The 20,601-nt window shown below is 61.7% G+C and carries 23 protein-coding genes; 15 read left to right on the plus strand and 8 right to left on the minus strand.

Annotated elements, in window-relative coordinates; translation table 11 throughout:
• Positions 1-93: 93 nt before the first annotated feature.
• Positions 94-2,166, minus strand: coding sequence for an AsmA family protein (locus AC56LN_RS17875; protein WP_499573749.1), 2,073 nt, complete (start codon positions 2,164-2,166; stop codon positions 94-96).
• 202 nt (positions 2,167-2,368) lie between these two features.
• Here AC56LN_RS17875 and AC56LN_RS17880 point away from each other — a divergent pair, with 202 nt between their 5' ends.
• From AC56LN_RS17880 to AC56LN_RS17915, 8 genes are all read left to right on the plus strand, one after another.
• Positions 2,369-2,758 carry a DUF4398 domain-containing protein gene (locus AC56LN_RS17880; protein WP_499573751.1) on the plus strand — a complete coding sequence of 130 codons (390 nt, stop codon included), beginning with the start codon at positions 2,369-2,371 and terminating at the stop codon, positions 2,756-2,758.
• A gap of 96 nt (positions 2,759-2,854) precedes the next feature.
• Complete coding sequence (locus tag AC56LN_RS17885; RefSeq protein WP_499573752.1) at positions 2,855-3,778, plus strand: OmpA family protein; 924 nt, start codon at positions 2,855-2,857, stop codon at positions 3,776-3,778.
• 37 nt (positions 3,779-3,815) lie between these two features.
• Complete coding sequence (locus tag AC56LN_RS17890) at positions 3,816-4,349, plus strand: ferritin-like domain-containing protein (RefSeq protein WP_183550672.1); 534 nt, start codon at positions 3,816-3,818, stop codon at positions 4,347-4,349.
• A gap of 63 nt (positions 4,350-4,412) precedes the next feature.
• Positions 4,413-4,757, plus strand: coding sequence for an ElaB/YgaM/YqjD family protein (locus tag AC56LN_RS17895; protein WP_482898183.1), 345 nt, complete (start codon positions 4,413-4,415; stop codon positions 4,755-4,757).
• A gap of 13 nt (positions 4,758-4,770) precedes the next feature.
• Complete coding sequence (locus tag AC56LN_RS17900) at positions 4,771-5,157, plus strand: phage holin family protein (RefSeq protein WP_499573755.1); 387 nt, start codon at positions 4,771-4,773, stop codon at positions 5,155-5,157.
• A gap of 23 nt (positions 5,158-5,180) precedes the next feature.
• Positions 5,181-5,570 carry a hypothetical protein gene (locus tag AC56LN_RS17905; protein ID WP_499573756.1) on the plus strand — a complete coding sequence of 130 codons (390 nt, stop codon included), beginning with the start codon at positions 5,181-5,183 and terminating at the stop codon, positions 5,568-5,570.
• 182 nt (positions 5,571-5,752) lie between these two features.
• Entirely contained in the window at positions 5,753-6,613 is an 861-nt protein-coding gene (locus AC56LN_RS17910) for an IS1595 family transposase (protein WP_499573757.1), read from the plus strand.
• 85 nt (positions 6,614-6,698) lie between these two features.
• A complete protein-coding gene (locus AC56LN_RS17915; RefSeq protein ID WP_499573759.1) occupies positions 6,699-7,841 on the plus strand; it encodes a DUF3616 domain-containing protein in 1,143 nt (380 codons plus the stop codon).
• Positions 7,842-7,873: 32 nt separating this feature from the next.
• Here the strand turns inward: AC56LN_RS17915 and AC56LN_RS17920 are convergent, their stop codons facing one another.
• Together AC56LN_RS17920 and AC56LN_RS17925 are read right to left on the minus strand one after the other, a co-directional pair.
• Positions 7,874-8,221, minus strand: a complete 348-nt coding sequence (locus AC56LN_RS17920; RefSeq protein ID WP_499573760.1) for a hypothetical protein — start codon at positions 8,219-8,221, stop codon at positions 7,874-7,876.
• A gap of 117 nt (positions 8,222-8,338) precedes the next feature.
• Positions 8,339-8,797 carry an outer membrane lipoprotein gene (locus AC56LN_RS17925; protein WP_482898189.1) on the minus strand — a complete coding sequence of 153 codons (459 nt, stop codon included), beginning with the start codon at positions 8,795-8,797 and terminating at the stop codon, positions 8,339-8,341.
• A 249-nt stretch (positions 8,798-9,046) separates the two neighbouring features.
• On the opposite strand from AC56LN_RS17925, the gene AC56LN_RS17930 reads away from it, so the two are divergent.
• From AC56LN_RS17930 to AC56LN_RS17940, 3 genes are all read left to right on the plus strand, one after another.
• Positions 9,047-9,598: a hypothetical protein gene (locus AC56LN_RS17930; protein ID WP_499573762.1), complete on the plus strand. Its 552-nt coding sequence runs from the start codon at positions 9,047-9,049 to the stop codon at positions 9,596-9,598.
• Positions 9,599-9,676: 78 nt separating this feature from the next.
• Entirely contained in the window at positions 9,677-9,991 is a 315-nt protein-coding gene (locus AC56LN_RS17935) for a BON domain-containing protein (protein WP_183550710.1), read from the plus strand.
• A 45-nt stretch (positions 9,992-10,036) separates the two neighbouring features.
• Positions 10,037-11,293 carry an AI-2E family transporter gene (locus tag AC56LN_RS17940; RefSeq protein WP_499573763.1) on the plus strand — a complete coding sequence of 419 codons (1,257 nt, stop codon included), beginning with the start codon at positions 10,037-10,039 and terminating at the stop codon, positions 11,291-11,293.
• Positions 11,294-11,340: 47 nt separating this feature from the next.
• On the opposite strand, the gene AC56LN_RS17945 is transcribed toward AC56LN_RS17940, so the two are convergent.
• Positions 11,341-12,255 (minus strand): YihY/virulence factor BrkB family protein, encoded by a 915-nt coding sequence (locus AC56LN_RS17945; RefSeq protein ID WP_482898192.1) that lies wholly within the window; start codon positions 12,253-12,255, stop codon positions 11,341-11,343.
• Between the two features lie 86 nt (positions 12,256-12,341).
• Entirely contained in the window at positions 12,342-13,370 is a 1,029-nt protein-coding gene (locus AC56LN_RS17950) for an OmpA family protein (RefSeq protein WP_499573767.1), read from the minus strand.
• 523 nt (positions 13,371-13,893) lie between these two features.
• On the opposite strand from AC56LN_RS17950, the gene AC56LN_RS17955 reads away from it, so the two are divergent.
• From AC56LN_RS17955 to AC56LN_RS17970, 4 genes are all read left to right on the plus strand, one after another.
• Positions 13,894-14,502: a winged helix-turn-helix domain-containing protein gene (locus AC56LN_RS17955; protein ID WP_499573769.1), complete on the plus strand. Its 609-nt coding sequence runs from the start codon at positions 13,894-13,896 to the stop codon at positions 14,500-14,502.
• Between the two features lie 215 nt (positions 14,503-14,717).
• Positions 14,718-15,464 carry a glutathione peroxidase gene (locus AC56LN_RS17960; protein ID WP_499573771.1) on the plus strand — a complete coding sequence of 249 codons (747 nt, stop codon included), beginning with the start codon at positions 14,718-14,720 and terminating at the stop codon, positions 15,462-15,464.
• On the plus strand, positions 15,464-16,357 hold the full coding sequence (locus AC56LN_RS17965; RefSeq protein WP_499573773.1) for a M90 family metallopeptidase: 894 nt from the start codon (positions 15,464-15,466) through the stop codon (positions 16,355-16,357). Before AC56LN_RS17960 ends, AC56LN_RS17965 begins: the two co-directional genes overlap by 1 nt.
• 114 nt (positions 16,358-16,471) lie before the next feature.
• Positions 16,472-17,026, plus strand: a complete 555-nt coding sequence (locus AC56LN_RS17970; RefSeq protein WP_499573775.1) for a hypothetical protein — start codon at positions 16,472-16,474, stop codon at positions 17,024-17,026.
• A 100-nt stretch (positions 17,027-17,126) separates the two neighbouring features.
• On the opposite strand, the gene AC56LN_RS17975 is transcribed toward AC56LN_RS17970, so the two are convergent.
• The 3 genes from AC56LN_RS17975 to AC56LN_RS17985 all read right to left on the minus strand — a co-directional run bounded on the left by AC56LN_RS17975 (position 17,127) and on the right by AC56LN_RS17985 (position 20,371).
• A complete protein-coding gene (locus tag AC56LN_RS17975) occupies positions 17,127-17,600 on the minus strand; it encodes a hypothetical protein (protein ID WP_499573777.1) in 474 nt (157 codons plus the stop codon).
• An 11-nt stretch (positions 17,601-17,611) separates the two neighbouring features.
• On the minus strand, positions 17,612-18,457 hold the full coding sequence (locus AC56LN_RS17980; protein WP_499573778.1) for a hypothetical protein: 846 nt from the start codon (positions 18,455-18,457) through the stop codon (positions 17,612-17,614).
• Between the two features lie 552 nt (positions 18,458-19,009).
• Positions 19,010-20,371 carry a DEAD/DEAH box helicase gene (locus AC56LN_RS17985; protein WP_499573780.1) on the minus strand — a complete coding sequence of 454 codons (1,362 nt, stop codon included), beginning with the start codon at positions 20,369-20,371 and terminating at the stop codon, positions 19,010-19,012.
• Positions 20,372-20,601 lie beyond the last annotated feature (230 nt).

The raw sequence follows: 20,601 nt of genomic DNA on the forward strand, positions 1-20,601 counted from the left end.
CTGGGGCGATCATAGTCAGGATTGCCAAATTGATCTGTTCGGCAACACACAGAGCCCGTGCCAGGTTGTTACAGGTTGTATCCGTGAGGCTATTTAGCGACGCTGGCGCCGGCCCGGTGGCGGCGCGCTCGGCGCTTGCCGTGCCTGGGCCAGCAGGCGTGCGCAATCGCTGTCTTCTCCCGGGCCAGTATTGATCAGTGGGAGCAGGGCGGCCAGCGGCGCGGCGACGACGGCGAGTGCTGCTGCGCCGCCTGCCTTCATCGCCAGCACGCCCTTGTCGATGGCCACGTCCGGCTTGCTGAACGAACCGCGCACATACAGGGGCGCGCGCAGCGAGAAGATGCGCAGCGCCTTGGTTTCGGGCCGGATGCGCAGCTCCATCTGCTCGCCCGCCAGGTTGATCGCGCCGTCGACGGTGATGATGGCTTCTTCGGTGTCGACGATGAAGCTGCGCGTGCGCGCGACACCGTCGCTGACGGCAAAGTCCGCTGCTACGCAATTGAGTTCAACCTGCTTGTCGCCAAACAGCTTGGTCACGACGATATTCGCCACGTTCAAGCCTGCCATTTCCAGCAGCATCTTGCTCACCGTGCCTTCGCTGACGAGCGCCTTGAGTTCGCCATTGGACTTGGCCAGCAATGACGCGACGGAGTTGCCGGTGGCCGACAACTTGGCGTCAGCGTTGATCTGGCCTGCCGTTGCCTGCATCTGTTCAATCTTCGGGAACAGTTGCTTGATGCCAATCTTGCGTGCCCGCACGTCCGCCATCGCCTGGATGGCATTCTTGCCGCTGCGCCCGCTGCCATCGAGGCGAATGGTCGAGCGCACGGTGCCGCCGGCCATGCCGAATTCGAGCGGGTCGAGCCGTAGCACGCCATTGTCCATCTTGATATGGCTGCTGAGCTTACTGATCGGCAGCGCCTTGTCGCGCACAATATTGTCGGCAGCAAAGCGCACGTCGGCATCGAGCGCTGTCCAGCGTTCGGTGTGGAATTCTTCCACCGGCAACACCTTGCCAGTTGGCTGTTTGGCCTCGACGCCACGCGCTGCCTTGCTGGCGTTCGAATCGGCGCCGACCAGGGGCGCCAGATCGGCAAACACGAGCTGGCGCGAGCGCACATTGCCCGACAGGACAGGGCGCGCGCCGCCCGTCGCATACGCGAGGCGCCCGCCGATATCGCTGGCGCCGACCTTGCCGGAGAAATCGTCATACACCCAGCTGCTGGCACCCTTGCCGAGGCGACCGGTCAGGCGGCCCGCAGTGGAAAATGCCGGTGTTTCCGGCAGCAGGACGCCGGTGAACTGGTACAGGCGCGCCATGCTGGCGCCCGCCAGTTCAAGCTGTACGTCCAGCGCGGCGAGCTGCGCCGGATTGGTGACGGTGCCTTCGATTGCGATCCGGGTCTTGCCCGACCTGAACTCGCCCTGGATCGGATAGGGCGCGGTCTCGTTCTTCAGCGAAAACACCGAGCCGAGCTTGCCGCCGCCATTAACCTTCGCGCCGTTGTAGGTGCCGTCCAGCGAGAAGGCTACGCCATACACCGGGTCGCGCTCGAGCGTGCGCACCCGGGCCGTGACGTCCGCTTTGGTGACCGCATCCTTGACGTGGATGACGCCATCGGTCAGCACCACGCGTTCGAGGTCGAGATTCCAGCGCGACGGTTGTTCGTTGCGCTTGAACGTCCAGTTATTGGTGGTCGGGTCAAGGCGCAGCAGGTCGATGCGCGGTGCGTCAAAGCGCAGCAGCGGAATGCCGATCCTCTTGTCCAGCAGCGCCAGCGGGTCGAGCGAGAACGAGAACTGGCCCACGCTGGCCATGTTGCCGGCCTCCATGCCGGCCGGATTGCCAACCGTGGTGTTGCGCGCGACGAGGTAAGGCCAGGGAATGTGATCACGCCATGTGCGCTCGGCCGGCGCCATCCGCGCGGCGGGGCGTTCCCACGACACGGTCAGGTCGCCACGGATGGCGAACGGACGGTCGATGGCGTCACTGACCTTGTCGTTGATCCACGGCCGTGCGCGGTTCCAGTCGAACGTGAGAATAACGATGACGGCGATGACCGGCAGCGCAATCAATACCGCGAGGACCGCCAGGGCGATCCGTGTCTTCTTGTTGCGGCGTGGTCCCTGCGGACGTTGCGCCGCCGGCGGCATTGGTTCGGCCATGATCATCCTTTGTCTTGAGTCGGTGCGCCGAGCGTACGCTACGGGCCATCATTCCAACGTGCGATGCTGCACCGAGCGCCGGCAATGCGCCAGCGTATGCGCTGCGGGTCTGCCTCCCTGCAGGCAATGTGCGTCACCGAACTGATCGCATCCGATAACAGGTTTATAACGTTACCTACACCACTTCCCAGGAGAAAATGTGATGAATAAACATCAATCGATGACCGGGTTTGCCCGCCTTGGCTGCGTTGCCGCTCTGCTGGCACTGACGGCCTGCGCAAGTCCTGACAAGGCGCCTGCGACGGCGGACGTGGCAGTCTCGCGCAATGCGATCGAGAACGCGGTGTCGGCAGGTGCAGCTGATCTGGCGCCAGCCGAAATGACGGCAGCACGCGAAAAAATGGGCCGCGCCAACCAGGCACTGGCCGCGCGCGACTACAAGCTGGCACGCGAACTTGCGGTGCAGGCCCAGGCCGACGCCAAGCTGGCCCAGAGCAAGGCTGTCTCGAGCAAGGCAACGGCTGCCTCGACCCGCCTGAATGAAGACTTGCGCGTACTGCGTGAAGAAGTCGATCGCGCCAATACCAACTGATTCAACTGAGCCAGCTGCCTCATTGCACTGTTTCCTGTCCCCGGACAGGAGTTCGCGCCGACGATCCGGCGCTTGCACAATAAAAGGAATAACAACATGAAAAACCGCAAATCCGCCGTATCGATCCTGGCCGCCGCCGTGCTGGCCGCAGCCTGCGCCAGCGCGCCGATGACCACGCCAACGCTCGACCAGGCGCGCGCCGACTTTGTCAGCGCTAACAACAACGTGCAGGTGTCGACCTACGCACCGCTCGAATTCAAGCAGGCCAGTGAAGCCCTCGACCAGGCCAACCAGGCCGCGGCCCGCCGCGAAAGCCTGAGCGACATCGATCGTCTCGCGTATGTGGCCAAGCAGCGTATCGCCACGGCGCAGGAGGTTGCCAAGGGCAAGGCTGCCGAAGCGAATATCGCCGACGCATCCCGTCAGCGCGACATGGTGCGCCTGGATGCCCGTACTGCCGAAGCCGATCGCGCCAAGCGCGAAGCCGAAGCGGCCCAGGCCGCCGCGCAGCAGGCACAAGGCCAGGCGCAGCAAGCCCAGATGCAGGCACAGGCAGCGCAGGCCGAAACCGCCGCAATGGCCGAGCGCGCAGCCAAGCTCGAAGCGCTGCTGGTCGATCTGCAGGCCGTGAAGACCGAACGCGGCTTCGTGGTCACGATCGGCGACGTCCTGTTCGCCACCGACCAGGCCGTATTGAATGCGAATGGCATGTCGACCCTGCGCAAGCTGGCCGACGTGATGGCCCAGAACCCTAACCGCACCGTGCTGATCGAAGGTTTCACCGACAGCACCGGCAGCGCGAGCCACAACCAGCAACTGTCCGAACGCCGCGCCGCCGCAGTCGCGACCGCGCTGGCCGGCCAGGGCGTGCCGCGTGAACGTATCGCCATGCGCGCATACGGCGAGGCATTCCCTGTTGCATCGAATGACAGCGCAGCAAGCCGTCAGCAGAATCGTCGCGTCGAAATCGTTCTGTCGAACGAAGGCGCAGCCATTCCGCCACGCGCAGCAATGCGTTGAACACATTTTTGAACCGACTTTGAATTAAGGAATCACCATGGAACAAACCAACAACCTCGGCCACGGCTTTGACGTCTCGGCAATCCGCAAGGCAGCCGCCAACCTCGACGACGGCGCCGTTACCGAGGGCTACCAGGCAGATCGCGAAGCGGTCATCGCCATGCTCAACGATGCACTGGCCACCGAACTGCTGTGCGTGATGCGCTACAAGCGCCATTACTACACGGTCAGCGGCCCGGGCACCGGCCAGATCAAGGCTGAGTTCCTCGAGCACGCACAGCAGGAGCAGGAACACGCTGACCGCATCGCCGAGCGCATCGTGCAGCTGAACGGTTCGCCAGACTTCAACCCGGCCACGTTCGCTGCACGCAGCCACGCCGAATACGATGCGTCGGAAAACGCGCAAGACATGGTCCGCGCCGACCTGATCGCCGAACGCGTGGCGATCGAATCGTACCGCCAGATGATCGTGGCAATCGGCGACAAGGATCCGACCACCCGCAACATGCTGGTCGAGATCATGGCTGTCGAAGAAGAGCACGCCGACGACATGCGCGACCTGATGGCCTGAGCCTGATGGCGACCCGCCTCGTGCGGGTCAGTTTTGATGATTGATTAGTGACAGGAGTAGAACATGCTAGACACTTCCCGCAACAGCCACGGCAGCATGCACCCGATCAGCGGAAGCACCTATGCCACCCAGTCCGACATGAAGGCATTGGTGCGCGACGCGCAATCCATGCTGACCGCAGCCGCATCGCTCACCGGCGAAAAAGCCGAAGAGCTGCGCGAGCGCGGCATGGCGATGCTGGATACCGTATTGGGCGGCGCCAGCCTGATGCCCACGCAGGCCGTGGTCAAGGGCAAGGAACTGGTGCATTCCGCTGATGATTATGTGAAACATAATCCATGGCGCATCGTGGCAGCTGCGGCAGGTGTCGGTGTGCTCATCGGCCTCTTGATCAGTCGTAAACAATAAGGCTGGGGGCTACGTGGATAAACAAGAAGCAATCGTGCAGAACCCCGGGGTGTTTGCCGGCATATCCAGTCTCTTCAAGAGTCTGTTCGGCCTGGCCGTCTCGCGTGTGGAACTCGCAGCGCTTGAGCTGGCCGAGATCCGCAACCATGTCATCGAGCTGGTGGCCATCTTTGCCGGAGCCGCGCTGGCAGTCTGGTTTGCCATTGCTTTCGGCGCGATGACGATCGTGGCGCTGGCGTGGGAATCGATGGGCTGGACCATCCTGTTGATCATGTTCGCGGTGTTCACGCTGGTCACGGCCATCCTGGTGGCCAAGGGCATGGCGCTGATCAAGCAGAACAAGCTGGGGTTCCCGGCCACGATGAAAGAACTGAAAAACGATCGCGAGATGCTGCTGTGAGCGGCGTATCCAAGGAAGCCAACATGCACAAACACGACGAGACGACCGGGTTGGCCGGTCATCAACACAGCCTGGACCCGGCGGCACGCAAGAAGGAACTCCTGCGTGAGGGCGAGTTCTTCCGCGCTGGCGTTGCGCACGCCAAGGCTGGCATCCAGCACAGCATCAAGCCTGAAGTGATGATGCGCACGGCCATCGACCACACCACGGTGGCACTGCGCACCAGGGCCGATGCCTTGCTCAAGCCGACCGGCGCGAATGTGGCGATGCTGATGCCGTATGCAATGAGCGCGCTGAACTTCGTGCGCCAGCGTCGCCTGGCCAAGCCGGTGGCCGGCGCCGCCGTGGCGCTGGGCGCAGTGGGCTGGTACTTCAATCGCAAGCGTTCGCGCAAGGCAGCAACCGAAGCCTGAGCGGCGCGCAATGGATGACGATACGGTGCAACGCGCTGTAGCGGATATGGTGGGGCTTGAACGGCGTCCAATCGCAAGATGGACGCCGTCTTTTTTGGCGCAGTCAGCGTTAAATTGAGGAGAGTTTTGAACTGACAAGCAGCCCCGTGGTCTAACCCTGTTCCCAGCGTCAGGAGCCGACCATGAAAGCGCCACGTTCCAAAAGCTGGTTCTCCAGAGTGCCAAAGCTGAACGGGCCGCAGCGCCGGCAAGTGCTCGATGCCCTGCATCCTGCAGCGGGTCTCGATCAGGTAGTGGCACTGATCGCCGAGGCCAGAGGCCCGGGGCGCTGCTGCCCCCGGTGTGGCGGTGCACGCTGTCACCGGCACGGATTCGCCAACGATCTGCAGCGTTTTCGCTGCTGCGGCTGCGGGCGCACCTTCAACGATCTGAGCGGCACGCCCCTGGCGCGACTCCGGCACAAGGCCAAATGGCTCGCGTATTCTCACGTACTACTGGACTCACTGTCCGTGCGCAAAGCGGCAGATCGCACAGGCGTGCACCGCAATACGGCCTTCCGCTGGCGTCACCGCTTCCTCGATTGGGTCAAGCTGGACCGGCCGGCCTCTCTGAATGGCATTGTCGAGGCCGACGAGACGTTCCTGCTCGAATCGCAAAAAGGATCCCGCACGCTCGACCGGCCACCGCGCCGGCGGGGCGGGTGCGCCGCCTTGCGGGGTATTTCGCGGCATCTGGATTGCATACTGGTCGCGCGCGATCGCAGCGGCAACACGATCGACGCGGTCACTGGGCGCGGGGCATTGACGGCGGCGCAACTCGAACGCGACTTGCTGCCCCGGCTCGATCCGCAGGCGCTGCTGGTCACCGACAGCCATGCCGCCGATCGCGCCTTTTCACGCAAGCACGGGACTGCGCACCAGGCGGTCAGTCTGCATTCAGAAGGGCGCACCAAGTATCTGGGCAGTCGCTGGACTCTGGATGGTGGGAGGGTATGTGCCCCAGAACAAATGTTCCGTATCGCTGTCGGCGTCATCAACAGATAATGTTGACTGCGCCTCTTTTTTGTCGGCATCGGCCGCGCGACCGATCGGGTATGCTGGGTGTTAAATCATTTTTCACGAGACACGCATGCATCCCTCGAATATCGTCCTGCTCGAATTCCATCCGGAACGCGATGACCTCAGTCCCGACAAGGAGCTGCGCAACGGCCTTTCGGTGGCGCTGCGCATGGGCAAGACACTGTGGCTGGCGAACGACGAGTCGGTCAGCATCGAGCGCCTGACGCTGGTGGAAGAAGACAGCCGCGGCCAGAGCAGCTTCGCGCGCGAGCATCGCCAGTTCGCCCTGCATGATTTCTTCGACCTGCCGCTGCCGGCCTTCGATGGCGAGAAGGAACGCATCAATGAAGCCGACGTCGAAGGCCTGGCCTGCGATGGCAAGTACATGTGGGTGACCGGCTCGCACAGCCTGCGCCGCAAGAAGCCCGACCCGGAGGACGGCAACAAGCGCACGCACAAGCGCCTGGCGACGGTCAGCGCCGATGGCAACCGCTATCTGCTGGGCCGTATTCCGATGGGCGAGCAGGATGGCGTGCCCACGCTGGTCAAGGAGATCGAGCACAAGGGCAAGCGCCGCACCGCTGCGATGCTGCGTGGCGACGCGCACGGTAACGAACTCACGGCGCAGTTGCGGCTCGATGAACACATCGGCCCGTTCCTGGCCATTCCCGGCAAGGACAATGGTTTCGATATCGAGGGCATCGCACTGGCGGGCAAGCATGTCCTGCTCGGTCTGCGCGGGCCGGTGCTGCGGGGCTGGGCGACCATCATCGAGGTGGCGCCCGTCGATGACGAGAAAGCCGGTCTGCTGCGCCTGGCGCCGCTCGATGCCGACGGCAACCTGTACCGCAAACATTTCCTTGACCTGGGTGGCCTGGGCATTCGCGACCTGTGCAAGCAGGGCAGGGATCTGTTGATCCTGGCCGGACCGACGATGGACCTCGATGGGCCGGTAACGCTGTTCAGATGGATTGGCGGCGCCGAGCCGGATGGCGAAACGGTCGTGTCCAGCGCAGTGCTGGAGCATGTGCTGAACCTGCCGTTCGGCCAGGGCGTGGATCACCCGGAAGGCATTGCCCTGTTTGCCAGCCGCGACGGGGCCGACGAAGGTCTGCTGGTGGTACACGACTCGGCATCACCGAGCCGGCAAATCGGCGAGAGCACGCTGGTGGCGGATGTGTACCCGCTACCGTCACGCAAGAAAAAGCGCTGACCGAGTGCCTGGGCCTGGCCGGTGCTGGCAGCTTACGCTGAGGGGGCCTTGGCCAGGGATGCCGAATCGCGCTGGAACGTGGCGCGCGCCTCGGCCACGCAGGCCTTGCGCTCGGCAGTGGGCCGTTGCCGGCACGCGTTCTGCGCTTCCTGCAGTGCCGCGCGCAGCTCCTTGCGCAGTGTCTGCTGTGCCGGGTCGTCGCGGTACCAGCGTGCCGGATCGCCCTTGGCGATTTCCTGAGCTTGCTGACGGGCAGCGACCTGACTGACATTGGCATCCCCACCGGTGGGCGGGGTCGGTTGCGCGGCAGCGCTCAGGCAGGCAAACGAGGTTGCCAGCGCAAGCAGGCCGGTCGTGGCGGTGCGAATGACGTGTCCCATGGTGTTCTCCGGAGGCGGTGCGGCAGACGATGATGCTGACAGGCCGGTCGAGGAAAGGGGCGCATGCCCCATTGCCTCAACCTGCCAGGAGGTACGGCTTGGCGCCGTAATCAATCATTAATAGCGGTAGACGCGGCCGTCGACGATGCGCACGCGGTTGCCCACGCGCAGGTCGTAGACGCTGTCCTGCATGACGGCGCGGTATTCGCCGTTGTCCATGCGAATATTGATCTGGTATTGCTCAGGACCCGTCGTGCCACGGTTCTTTTCAACATTGTTGCCCAGTGCAGCACCGGCAACGCCGCCAGCCACGGTGGCCGCCGTGCGACCGCCGCCGCTACCGATCTGGCTGCCGGCCAGTGCGCCGACCACACCACCAAGGATCGCACCGGCGCCGCTGGTACGGTTTTCACCCTGTGCCACCTGGATCGAATCGATCACGCCATAGCCTGCCGATGCGCTGCTGCTGGCATTGTTGTAGCCGCCGCCGAAGGGCTGCGAGCTGTTGGTGGCGCAACCGGTGAGCATGGCACCAGTTGCCAGCACAGCGACGATAAGTTTACGGTTTGCATTCATGTTGTTCTCCTGACAAATTGTATGGTTCAGATTAATCACGCCGCTGAAAGGGGTCTGTGCGCTGCCGCACTTACTCTGTTTTACAGCACAAGGCCGTGTTTTCGCCGGTTGACAGTGAATTCGGCAGGCAATCTGCGTGGTTTCTGTGACAAGCACCAACACTCTGCGTCTTATGTTCGGCAGCGAACAGAACGAGCGTGCGCTGCATGTAAAGATAGCGCCAGTGTTGACAAATGGTGAACAAAAATAATGAAGACTTCGCATGTGACGTTCCTGATCGCTGTTGCCATGGCCTGGTCACTGCCGGCCCTGGCGCAACAGGCAGGACAGGATGCGAAGACCATCTATCAATACGCCATGGACAGCGCTGAAGCAGGCTATGACGCTGCCAAGGCCCGGTGCGATGCCATGGCAGGTGTGCCGCACGATATCTGCGTCGCCGACGCCCGCGCTGCGCGGGTCCGGATCGAAGAAGAAGCGACGGCGGCCAACAAGAACACACTGGCGGCCTATACCCAGGCACGCATGCGCATCGCCACCGCGTTTCATGAACGCGACAAGACGCGCTGCGGCGCGCTGGTCGGCAACGACCGCGAGGTCTGCCTGGCCCAGGCCAAGGCGACACTGGTCACGCTCCAGGCTGACGCCAGGGCCGACCGCAAGGCGATCGAAGCGCGACTGGATGCCAATGACGCCAAGATCGAAGCCGAATATCGCGTCGCACTGCAGAAGTGCGATGCCTTCGCCGGCGCTGTCAAGGACGGGTGCGTGAGCACCGCCCGGACGGCATACGGCAAATAAACCTGCGGGCCGGCTTGCCGGCGCCGCGCAATCCGCCCGCAAGGGTAAGTTTTAACATGATCATTATTAGGAGCCATCATGAAAATCGCTAAAAGCATCATCTCCGCAGCCATCTTCGCTACCGTCGCCATCACCGCTGTCGGTTGCTCGTCGACCAACAAGCAAGCCAGCACCGGCGAATACGTCGACGACGCAGTGATCACCACCAAGGTCAAGGCTGCCCTGATCAACGACCCGAACGTGAAAGCACGTGAAGTCAACGTCGAAACCTTCAAGGGCGACGTTCAGCTGTCGGGCTTTGTTGCTGATGCACGCGATGCACAGCGCGCTGTCGAGATCGCACGTGGCGTCAAAGGCGTGACCGCTGTCAAGAACGACATCCGCGTGAAATAATAGTCGGATCGCCGGGGCGGCCCGGTCACTTGTTCAGGCACACATATGCAGCTAGCTCAATCTGATCCGGCCATGCCGGCAACCCCGCCTGATACTGCCGCCCCGGGGGCTTTGCCCCCCAGCAGCAACGGTGACGCCCTCCATCCCGAGGTGCGTTCCACCGGCGATGAACTGGCGCTCCACATCGGTGGTCTGCGCGTTCCATTGCACGTCAACGCCCGCGGCCTCTCGCTCGGCGTCCTCGCTACCATCGCATTCGTCTTCGCGCTCCAATGGGCGCAAAAATTCTTCGTGCCGCTCCTGCTCGGCATCCTGATCGCGTACACCCTCAATCCTGTCGTGCGCTGGCTCGAGCGCTGGCATATCCGCCGCATCGTCGGCGCTACGCTGGTCACGGTCTTGATCGTGGGCGCGATGGCTGGCACCGTCTACCGCCTCCAGGGCGAATTCTTCAATATCATCGATGACCTGCCGACGCTGACGTCGAAGGTCACGCGCATCCTGTCCAATACGACGGGGCAGCGCTCGACGCTGCAGCAGATGCAGGCGGCCGCCGCAGAAATCGAGCGCGCTGCCAGCAATGTCGGCTCGGATGTCCGCCGCGTCACCCAGCAGCGGCGCCAGAACGCCAGCGTTGCGTCGGCCAGCTCGCCAATTCGCGTGATGGACTGGGTGCTGGCCGGCTCGATGAGCCTGGCTGCGTTCATGTCGCAGGCCACAATGGTGATTTTCCTGGTGTTTTTCCTGCTGCTTGCCGGCGACACGTTCAAGCGCAAGCTGGTCAAGCTGACCGGGCCGTCGCTGTCGCGCAAGAAGGTCACGGTCCATATTCTGGACGATATCAATACCTCGATCCAGAGCTATATGTTCATGCTGCTGGTGACCAATGTTTTGCTGGCACTGCTGATGTGGGGCACACTGCGCGCGATCGGCCTCGAAAATGCCGGCGCCTGGGCGGCATTTGCCGGAGTCGCGCACCTGATGCCGTATTTTGGTCCGCTCGTGATCACCGTCGCGACCGGCATGGCGGCCTTCCTGCAATTTGAAACCGTGGGGATGGTGACGCTGGTAGCCGGTGCCTCGCTCGGTATCGCAACCCTGGTTGGCATGGTCGTCGCGACCTGGATGACCGGCAAGATCGCGCGCATGAATCCGGCCGCGGTGTTCGTCAGCCTGCTGTTCTGGGGCTGGCTCTGGGGTGTCTGGGGGTTGCTGCTTGGCGTGCCGCTCGTGATGGTGCTCAAGGTCGTGGCCGAGCGCGTCGAGGGGATGGAAGTGGTGTCGGAGTTGCTGGGCGAATAAGAACTGCAAGAAGGTCGGCAGCCGGGCTGCCGACCTGGTGAGACGACTTAGCTTTCCACCGGCTTCGGGTCCACGCCCGTTACCGACTTCGGCTTGTTACGCAAACTACCCATCTGCAACGCATACTGGCGCGCGAACTCCGCACCCAGGAAAAAGATCTGCGCCGAGTAATACACCCACAGCAGCAGCGCGATCAGCGAGCCGGCAGCGCCGAAGCTGTCGGTGGTGCCGCTGTTGCCGATGTACAGGCCAATGCCGAACTTACCCAGCGTGAACATCGCCGCCGTGCCAAGCGCACCGATGGCCACGTCTTTCCACGACAGTTTCACGCGCGGAAGCAGCTTATAGATCACGCCAAACAGCGTCGCGATGACCAGGAAGCCCAGGCCCGAGGCGATCCAGCCCATGACGATCGCAGCTTCCTGCCACATACCGCTGATAAATTTCTCGGCCACCGTGGTCGCGGCGCTGATCACCAGCGATACCATCAACAGGAAGCCCAGCACCAGGATCACGCCGAACGACAGCAGGCGCGTACGGATCAGGTTCCACACGCCGCCATTCGGTGGCGCCGGCAGGTTCCAGATTTCATCCAGGCTGTCCTTGAGTTCTGAAAATACGGTCGTCGCGCCGACGATCAGCAGCAATGTGGCCACGATTGTGGCAAACATGCCCGTTTCCTTGTTTTGCGCACCGGCCAGGATGGCCTGGATGGTATCGGCGCCCTGGGCCCCGACGAGGCCACGCAGTTCATTAAGCAACTGCCCCTGGGCTGCCTCCGCACCATAGAAAAAGCCGGCGACGGCGATCACGAGCACCAGGATCGGCGCCAGCGAAAACAGTGTATAGAAGGCGAGGGCAGCGCCCTTGCTGGATGCGCGGTGATCGATCCAGTCCATGACTGCAGCGCGCAGTACCTTGTAAATCTGGTGCGTGTACGGGAACCATTTATTTACTGCCATAACCGCTTCTCCAAAAGAAAAGGGGGCCTAAGCCCCCTCGATCTCGCATTGTCACCGCCGCCATGCGGCAGTGACAGCTTCAGGTATTAACGCTGGACTGGGACTTCAACCGTGATCTGGTCGACTTCGACGCGACGGTTAGGTTCCAGGCAAGCGATCAGCTGAGCGCGGCCTTTCTGGTTGCACTCGACGACTGGGTTAGCTTCGCCCTTGCCGATAGCGCGCAGACGGTTGCCGTCGATGCCTTTGCCGATCAGGTATTCACGCACGGCCATGGCGCGACGCTCCGACAGCTTCTGGTTGTACGATTCCGAACCCAGACGGTCGGTGTAACCGGTGATTTCGACGTTGGTGACGCTGGTGTCAGCTTGCAGGGCAGCAGCGATCTCGTCCAGCTTAGGTGCTGGGGTGATCACGACAGCCTTGTCGAAGGCGAACATCTTGGTTGCTTCGAGGGTGACTTTCTGGAAGCGTGGTGCTGGCGGTGGTGGTGGTGCAACTGGCTCAGGTGCTGGAGCTGGTGCTTCGACCACTGGTGCCGGTGCTGGCATTGGTGCTGCTGGTGGCGGGTTGAACGCGTAGTTCAGGCCGACGGTCAGCATTTTGTTGTTGCTGCGCTTGAAGCCGAACTCTTCGTCATCACGCAGGAAGCCACGGACGGTGCGCAGGTCAGCTTGCAGCGACCATTGCGGGGTCAGGCTTGCCTGGAAACCGATACCAACGGTGCCGTACGGCGAGTTTTTCTCGACGTTACGCTGCAGATTGTTGACCTTGTCACGCTCAACACCCAGACCGAACAGGATGAATGGACGGAAACGCTCACGGCTCAGCATCAGCAGAGCGTCCGCACCCAGCAGGGTCTGGCGGTATTCGCTACGACCCTGTTCGAAACGGGTCTGGCTCGCGCCGACCTGGATATCCCAGTTCTGACTGACCGCCTTACCGAACTTCAGGCCGCCACCCGTGTCGCGGTCGTCAACGCCGAAGTCTGCATCTGGCTTAACGTGGTTCACGCTAGGCTGGATGTACCACGATGGGTTGATCTCTTGAGCGAGGGTGGCGCCGGATGCGCACAGCAGTGCAGCAGCCAGGGCGATTTTCTTGGTGTTGTTCACAGGTAACTCCCGTTGGTTGAAATTGATGACAAAGCATGCGTCAGCAGCTAAGTTGGATAAAGCTTAACAGTGCTGGGTCAGAATCCTCGGTGCGCTACCGCACCTAATGGAAAAACGCTGTGCGATTTTACAACAGTGATCAAATTCGCACATTTCTAAGGTGAAACTAACTGTAACGACGCTGTCATATAGCGCAGGAAGGGGCGCGCACCGGAGAATGTCACGTCGCCGTCATGCAGGTATAGTGATGCTCGTGCAGATCACATGACGTCATAACGCTGTCATGTCGTAGAGAGTTTACAAGATTGCAAAAAGTTCCACTAGTGGCGAAAAACCACAGCATTGGTGCTGTGCACCATGGTGCTTTCAGGAATCTTGTCGAATGTTGGATGGCGCACAGACCTTGGTGTCTGATGCAGGCAATCTTGAGGCTAGTTAAGCGGAACCGAGATGTTGTCAGGGTGTCACACGACACACAGCGACCCGGACCACACAGTCTCACTCTCTATTGGAGCTAATCAATATGCATGCAACGACACAGCACAACGCGGCTCACAGCGACACCGGCGCAGTGCACACTTCCGGCAATTCGGCGCTGATTGAACGCGTCCCACCACAGCCAACCGAGCGTGCACCAATTTCCCTGGCACCGATCGAACGTGTGCGTTCGACGTCTGCCACCCAGCGCCGCATTGAAAACATGCAAAAGCTGATCAATGAACTGTCGAGCCACGAGATGCTCGCCGATGAAATCGCCTGGTTCCTCAAGTTTTCGCCGTCCGGCGCGCGCAAGTACATCCGCGATCTGCGTGAAGCAGGCGTGATCGAACTGGCCCGCTACATCGAAGGCACCGCCACCTACCTGGGCAAGGCCGTGTACCAGATTTCGCCTGACCCGGACCGCGTCAAGGCGTTCCTGGCAGCGATCTGCCAGCCAAAGCGCGAAGGCGTCGCCCCACGCAAGGAGCGTCCGGGCCTGCGCGAGCAGAACATGGCCGGCAGCGGTCGCCACTTCCACATCCTGGCCGATGACACCCACTACGCCATCCGCGTCAATCGCAGCCCTGTGGCGCGCGATCCGCTGGTAGCAGCACTGTTCGGCCCGCCACCAGGCCAACCTGCAGTCAAGTAAGGCGCCCTACATGCGCCCCCGGGGCTGGTGCGGTCGAGACCCGCACCGGTCACGGTCCTGACGAACGCTGTCGTCCTTTGCCGCGCATGTTGCGCGGTTTTGTTTTTTGGGCCGCGTCTTTTGCAGCGCACGTGTTGAAAACAAGTCAATGGTCCTCATCTGCCTGCCATCTCGCCGTGTTTGCGCGGTGCACAATCAACCAGACAGGAGTATCGATGTTACCGAGTGCCGAATCGCTGGAAGGCAAACCCGTACCTAACGTGACGTTCAAGGCGCGCCCCGATGATCAGTGGTGCGATGTAACGTCCGATCAATTGTTCAAAGGGCGCACGGTGGTCGTGTTCTCGCTGCCAGGGGCGTTCACGCCGACCTGTTCCTCGACCCATCTGCCACGTTACAACGAGCTGGCGCCGGTGCTGCAATCGCACGGTGTCGACGAAGTCATGTGTATCTCGGTCAATGACGCCTTCGTCATGAACCAGTGGAAAGCAGGGCAGGACGCGGGCAATATCACCGTCATCCCGGACGGCAATGGCGACTTCACCACCGGCATGGGCATGCTGGTCGACAAACGCGACCTGGGTTTCGGCGTCCGCTCGTGGCGCTATTCGATGCTCGTGCGCGACGGCGTCATCGACAAGATTTTTATCGAAGCAGACAAGGAAGGTGACCCCTTCGAGGTCTCCGATGCCGACACGATGCTGGCGTATGTCGCGCCGCAGGCCACGGTGCCCGAGCCGGTGGTGATGTTTTCGCGCCCCGGCTGCCCGCATTGCGCGCGCGCCCGCGACGCTTTGCATGGTCAGGATATCCAGTTCACCGACATTTCCGAAGACCAGAAGATCAATTCGATCGTCCTGCGTGGCATCACGGGCAGCATGACCTGGCCACAAGTCTTTGTCGGCGGTGAATTGATCGGCGGCGCCGACGATGTGCAGGCCTGGCTCGCCAACCGGGCTTGATGATGGAAGCGCTCGTTGTCGGGTTGCTGGGCGCTGGTATCCTGGCGGCCTGGCTGCTGCCCAAGTGGCGCTTGCGCCGCGCCGTCGCCCGCCCGCTGCCGCCTGAGCATGTCGCCATCCTGGCGGCCAACGTCAGGCAATACAACGGCATGGACGACCTGCAACGGCAACGGCTGGCGCGCATGGTCCAGTATTTCCTGCACCAGAAGAAGTTTGTCGGCTGCGGCGGGCTGGATATCACCGACACGATGCGCGTCACCATCGCGGGGCAGGCGTGTCTGCTGCTGCTGGGGCGTGTTGGCGACAGCCCGAAGCCGGTCAGTTATCCCACGCTCGAGATGGTGCTGGTGTATCCGGGGGCGTTCCTGGCGCCACGCAAGCAGATCGATGCATCCGGTGTGGTCACCGAAGAGCGCCAGGATCTGCTGGGCGAATCATGGGGCGATGGGCGCGTGATCCTGTCGTGGGATCATGTGCGGCGTGGCGATACCGCCGATGCGCCCGGCCATAATGTCGTGCTGCACGAGTTTGCCCACCAGCTCGACAGCGAATCCGGCAGCACGAATGGCGCGCCGTATCTGGGCAGCAGCGAGCATTACCGTCGCTGGTCCGAGGTGCTGTCACGCGATTATGCGAACCTGCGGCATGACGCCATGTGGGGCACGCAGGGCGTACTCGACCATTATGGCGCGACCAATCCTGCCGAGTTCTTTGCCGTGGCCACCGAAAGTTTCTTCGAGCAACCGCACCAGCTTGCTGCGCGTCATCCTGCCCTGTACGACGAATTCCTCAAGTACTACAAGATCGATCCCCGTCAATGGCAGCAGCCGCCTGCGCCCGTGCCGGTCGAGGAACCGCAGCAATACGGCGTGGTCTATGGACAGTGGCGCTGACGCGCACGGGGTGTGGCCCGGCATCGTTCGCCTGCGACAGGGTGCGTGCGGCGCCGTACAGATGGGCTGCGGCGGCGGGCGCATGCTGCTAGCTCTATCCAGGAGAACTTGCCCATGTCTATGATCATCGCAGGACGTTTCCAGCTTCAGGACGAGGTCGACCGCGCGCGCAGCGCCCTGGTCGATGCCGGCTTCGATGCCGATCGCATCAGCGGCTTCTATCTGAGCCAGCCAGGTCAGCACGACATGACGCCCATCGGCGGCGACAATCTGCAGTCGCCCGGCGCCAAGGACACGCCCGAGGGCGTGGTCCAGGGCGTGGCGACGGGCGGCGCAGTTGGCGTGGCCATCGGCGCGGCAACCTCGCCCGTCACCGGGCCGATCGGGCCGATCGTCGGCGGGTTGGTGGGCGGACATATCGGCTCGCTGTTCAGCTTTTCGAAAATGAAAGACCGGGGCGAGGCGGAAGAGGGCGGGGAGAATGCGGTGGCGCCGCGTACGGCCGGGATGCTGGTGGCAGTTGCGTTTACCGATCCTGCTCAGGAAACCCGCGCCGTCGACGTACTGCGCCAGCTCGGGGCGCATCATATCGAACGTGCACAGGGTAATATCGTTGGAGGCGACTGGGCAGACTTTGATGCGTCGAGCCTGCCGGAAGTGATTGCCTGAGTGACGGTGGGCGGGTGCGTCGTTCCGGACCCCGCGCCCGCTACCTGCAGCGAACGCGATCAGCGGCAGGCAGAATGTTCACTGAACAGACTGTGCTGGTTCAGGTCTTGACCGCGGGCGTGGGCTTGAGCGCTTTCAGTGCGGTGTGGTGCAGCCTGATGTTTTCCAGCGCCGTTTCCACCTGGGATAACCGGCCAGTGGCGATGCCGCCGACCAGTGACAGGATCTCGCCGACAAGTCCGGTGGTTTCACCGATGACACCGATCTGGCGGATTTGTTCGGCTGCCACCGCCGTGAGAGCGATCAGGCGACGTTGCGGCTGGTCGAGACCCTGAATGACATGGTTGGTCGCGTCCGCGTACAGCGCTTGTGCGTGCTGGCGCAGCATGAGTTCATTGTCCATCAAGGTACGCAGTACCGCTTTTTGGGCATCCGGCATGGCCTGATCCGGGTAGGACGCAATCTCCTTCAGAATGCGCTCGTGCAGTCGGTCCGCAATATCGGCCACGCTGTCAGCCAGTTCGACGATATGGTCAGTGGTCTGCCCGGGCCTGCTGTCTGAAGGTGTGGTCATGAGATTCCCCGTTAGTCCCCGCCAAGAGAATGGCGAATCACATTCAAGTCGCGAACATACCCTGCGAGCATGTGCCGCATTTCCGCGCTGCTCAAGTGATCCATGTTCTCGCGCATTTTCTGGTGGCCAAGCGCCACCTTCGTCAAGCCTTGCTGGGCAAGCTTGTAGCGGCGGTCGATCAGCTTGTATTCGGCCGTCTTGTTCTGCAGATGCACCTTGGCCAGCATGACCAGCATGCGATCCGCATTCCGGTTAGCCATCGGAATCTCGGCATTGAAGCTGCCCAGCACAGTTTTTTGCTCATTCTCGTTGGCCTTTTCATACAGGCGGGTGAGAACGATCATGGCATCAATCAGCGCCTGGACGTCAGCATCCCCATCGCGCACCATCGTCGCGACATATTGACTCTGGTAACGAGAGGTAATGACCCGCGTCAGCAACCGGGTCAGTCCCGCATACGCCGCAATATGGCGCTGCCGGAGCCCGGAATCGGTGGTGGTACTGAGACCATGCCCCAATTCATCGATGCGCCCGGATAAATCGTACCGGTCATCCCCCGCGAGCGAACTCAGCGTCTGCATATACAGGACGAGCGTCTTCTGGATCGCCACAAAATCATTGAATACCGCCTGCCGCCTGGCATCCGTATCGCGTGCCAGGCGTTCTGCCTGGGGCGACAAATACGGCAACTCCCGCTGATACGTATCCCGATAGCGCCGCGACAACTCCGCATAACCGCCCAGCTTGGCAGACGCATCCGCAAACTCCCGCACTTCCACCAAGCTGACCGCCCCCGGCGAAGCACACCCGGCGAGGACCAACCCGACCAGTACCCCCACTCGCAACCAGCGCGCCATACGACCCCCCTCAGCACATCCCGCAACATCCCATTCTTGCCATCCCCTGCCAGTCGTCATTGTTATCCATCAACCCTCCCCAATTCCCCAGTCCAATAAACAATGAGGGTCAGAGTCGAATTAAATGACAACTTTAGAAGTTATCAAACAATTCGACTCTGACCCTCATTGTTAAGTAATTGATTTCGAGAAGCCCGGTAAGGGCAAAAGCTTGTCCTCAACTGATCTGAGGATGTTGGTCAATAATTCGACTCTGACCCTATTTAAATAAAGCGCCAGAAAAACCTTGGAGACATTGATCTTGCATGACGCATGCAGAAATTGCCGATCAGGTAGTGACTGTTACGACTATTCGCGAAATCCGGTTTTGAGTGGCAAGAAAACAATGAGGGTCAGAGTCGAATTAAATGACAACTTTTAAAGTTGTCAAACAATTCGACTCTGACCCTCATTATTTGGTACGAGCTTTTGCGACATTACCCTTCGGGTGAAGTCGAATTAACGGGAGTTGTGACAATCTTTCCCATTAATTCGACTCTGACCCTGATTGGGTTAGCGGTCGCGGCGTACTGCGGAGGCTGGGCGCGGGCCGCTGCGTTTTGCGGCGGGGGCGCCGCCGGGGGCGCGGGGCTTGTTGCCACCACCGCCGCCGCCGCCGCCGTTACCACGGCCACCGCCGTTACCGCCGCCCGGACGACCGCCGCGGCCGGTGTGGCCTGGGGCGCCGCTGCGCAGCTGGATTGGCTGTGGCTTGGCGTTCATGTCCGGCTCGAAGCCTTCGATGACTTCGCGTGGCAGCGTTTGCTTGATCAGCTTTTCGATGTCTTTCAACATCTGGTGCTCGTCGACGCAGACCAGCGATACGGCTTCACCCGTCGCGCCGGCACGGCCCGTACGGCCGATGCGGTGGACGTAGTCTTCCGGGATGTTCGGCAGGTCGTAGTTCACCACGTGTGGCAACTGGTCGATGTCGATGCCGCGCGCGGCGATGTCGGTGGCGACCAGCACCTGCAGGCTGCCATCCTTGAACTCGGCCAGCGCCTTGGTACGTGCCGACTGGCTCTTGTTGCCGTGGATTGCCATCGCGCCGATGCTGTCCTTGCCCAGTTGCTCGACCAGCTTGTTGGCGCCGTGCTTGGTGCGCGTAAACACCAGCACCTGCGTCCAGTTGTTCGACTTGATCAGGTGCGACAGCAGCGGGTGCTTCTTGTCGCGGTCGACCGGGTGGATCTTCTGTGCGATGACTTCGACGGTCGAGTTGCGACGCGCCACTTCGATCATCTGCGGGTTGTTCAGCAGGCGATCGGCCAGCGTCTTGATCTCTTCCGAGAACGTGGCCGAGAACAGCAGGTTCTGGCGCTTGGCCGGCAGCAGGGCCAGCACTTTGCGGATGTCGTGGATGAAGCCCATGTCCAGCATGCGGTCGGCTTCGTCCAGGATCAGGATTTCGACTTTCGACAGGTCGACGGTACCCTGGCCAGCGTGATCCAGCAGGCGGCCCGGCGTGGCGACGAGGATGTCGACGCCATGCTTGAGCAGCTTGATCTGCGGATTGATGCCGACGCCGCCAAAGATCACGGCCGAATTCAGGTTCGTGTACGCGCCGTACAGGCGCACGCTTTCCTCGACCTGCGCCGCGAGTTCGCGGGTCGGGGTCAGGACCAGCGCGCGGATCACGCGTGGCGAGGTCTTGTTTTTCTGCGCCGCACCGATGGTGTCGGTCGACAGGCGATGCAGGATCGGCAGCGTGAAGCCGGCCGTCTTGCCAGTACCGGTCTGGGCGCCGGCGAGCAGGTCGCCGCCGTTCAGCACGGTTGGAATGGCCTGGCTCTGGATCGGGGTCGGGGCGGTATAGCCTTGTTCGGTTACCGCGCGCACGATCGCGTCAGAAAGACCAAGTGAAGAAAATGACATAGATTTTTTCAGTAAAAAAGCGGCCCGTCGCCATGCTTGGCGGCAGTCCTGGAATCGGATTGATCGATGCAGGCGCGCAAGCTAGCGGGCGCCCGGACGCTGCCGCAAAGGCGGCTGGCAGGGATTATAGTGAAGTGTATTTCACTGTAGAAAGTATTTGACGCAGAACTCTGTAACGTATTGTATAAAAGCACAGGCCACTGGCAAGCACCGCCTGCGAGTGGCCTGAC

It is taken from the genome of Telluria sp. ZT3P26 (genome assembly GCF_059686035.1).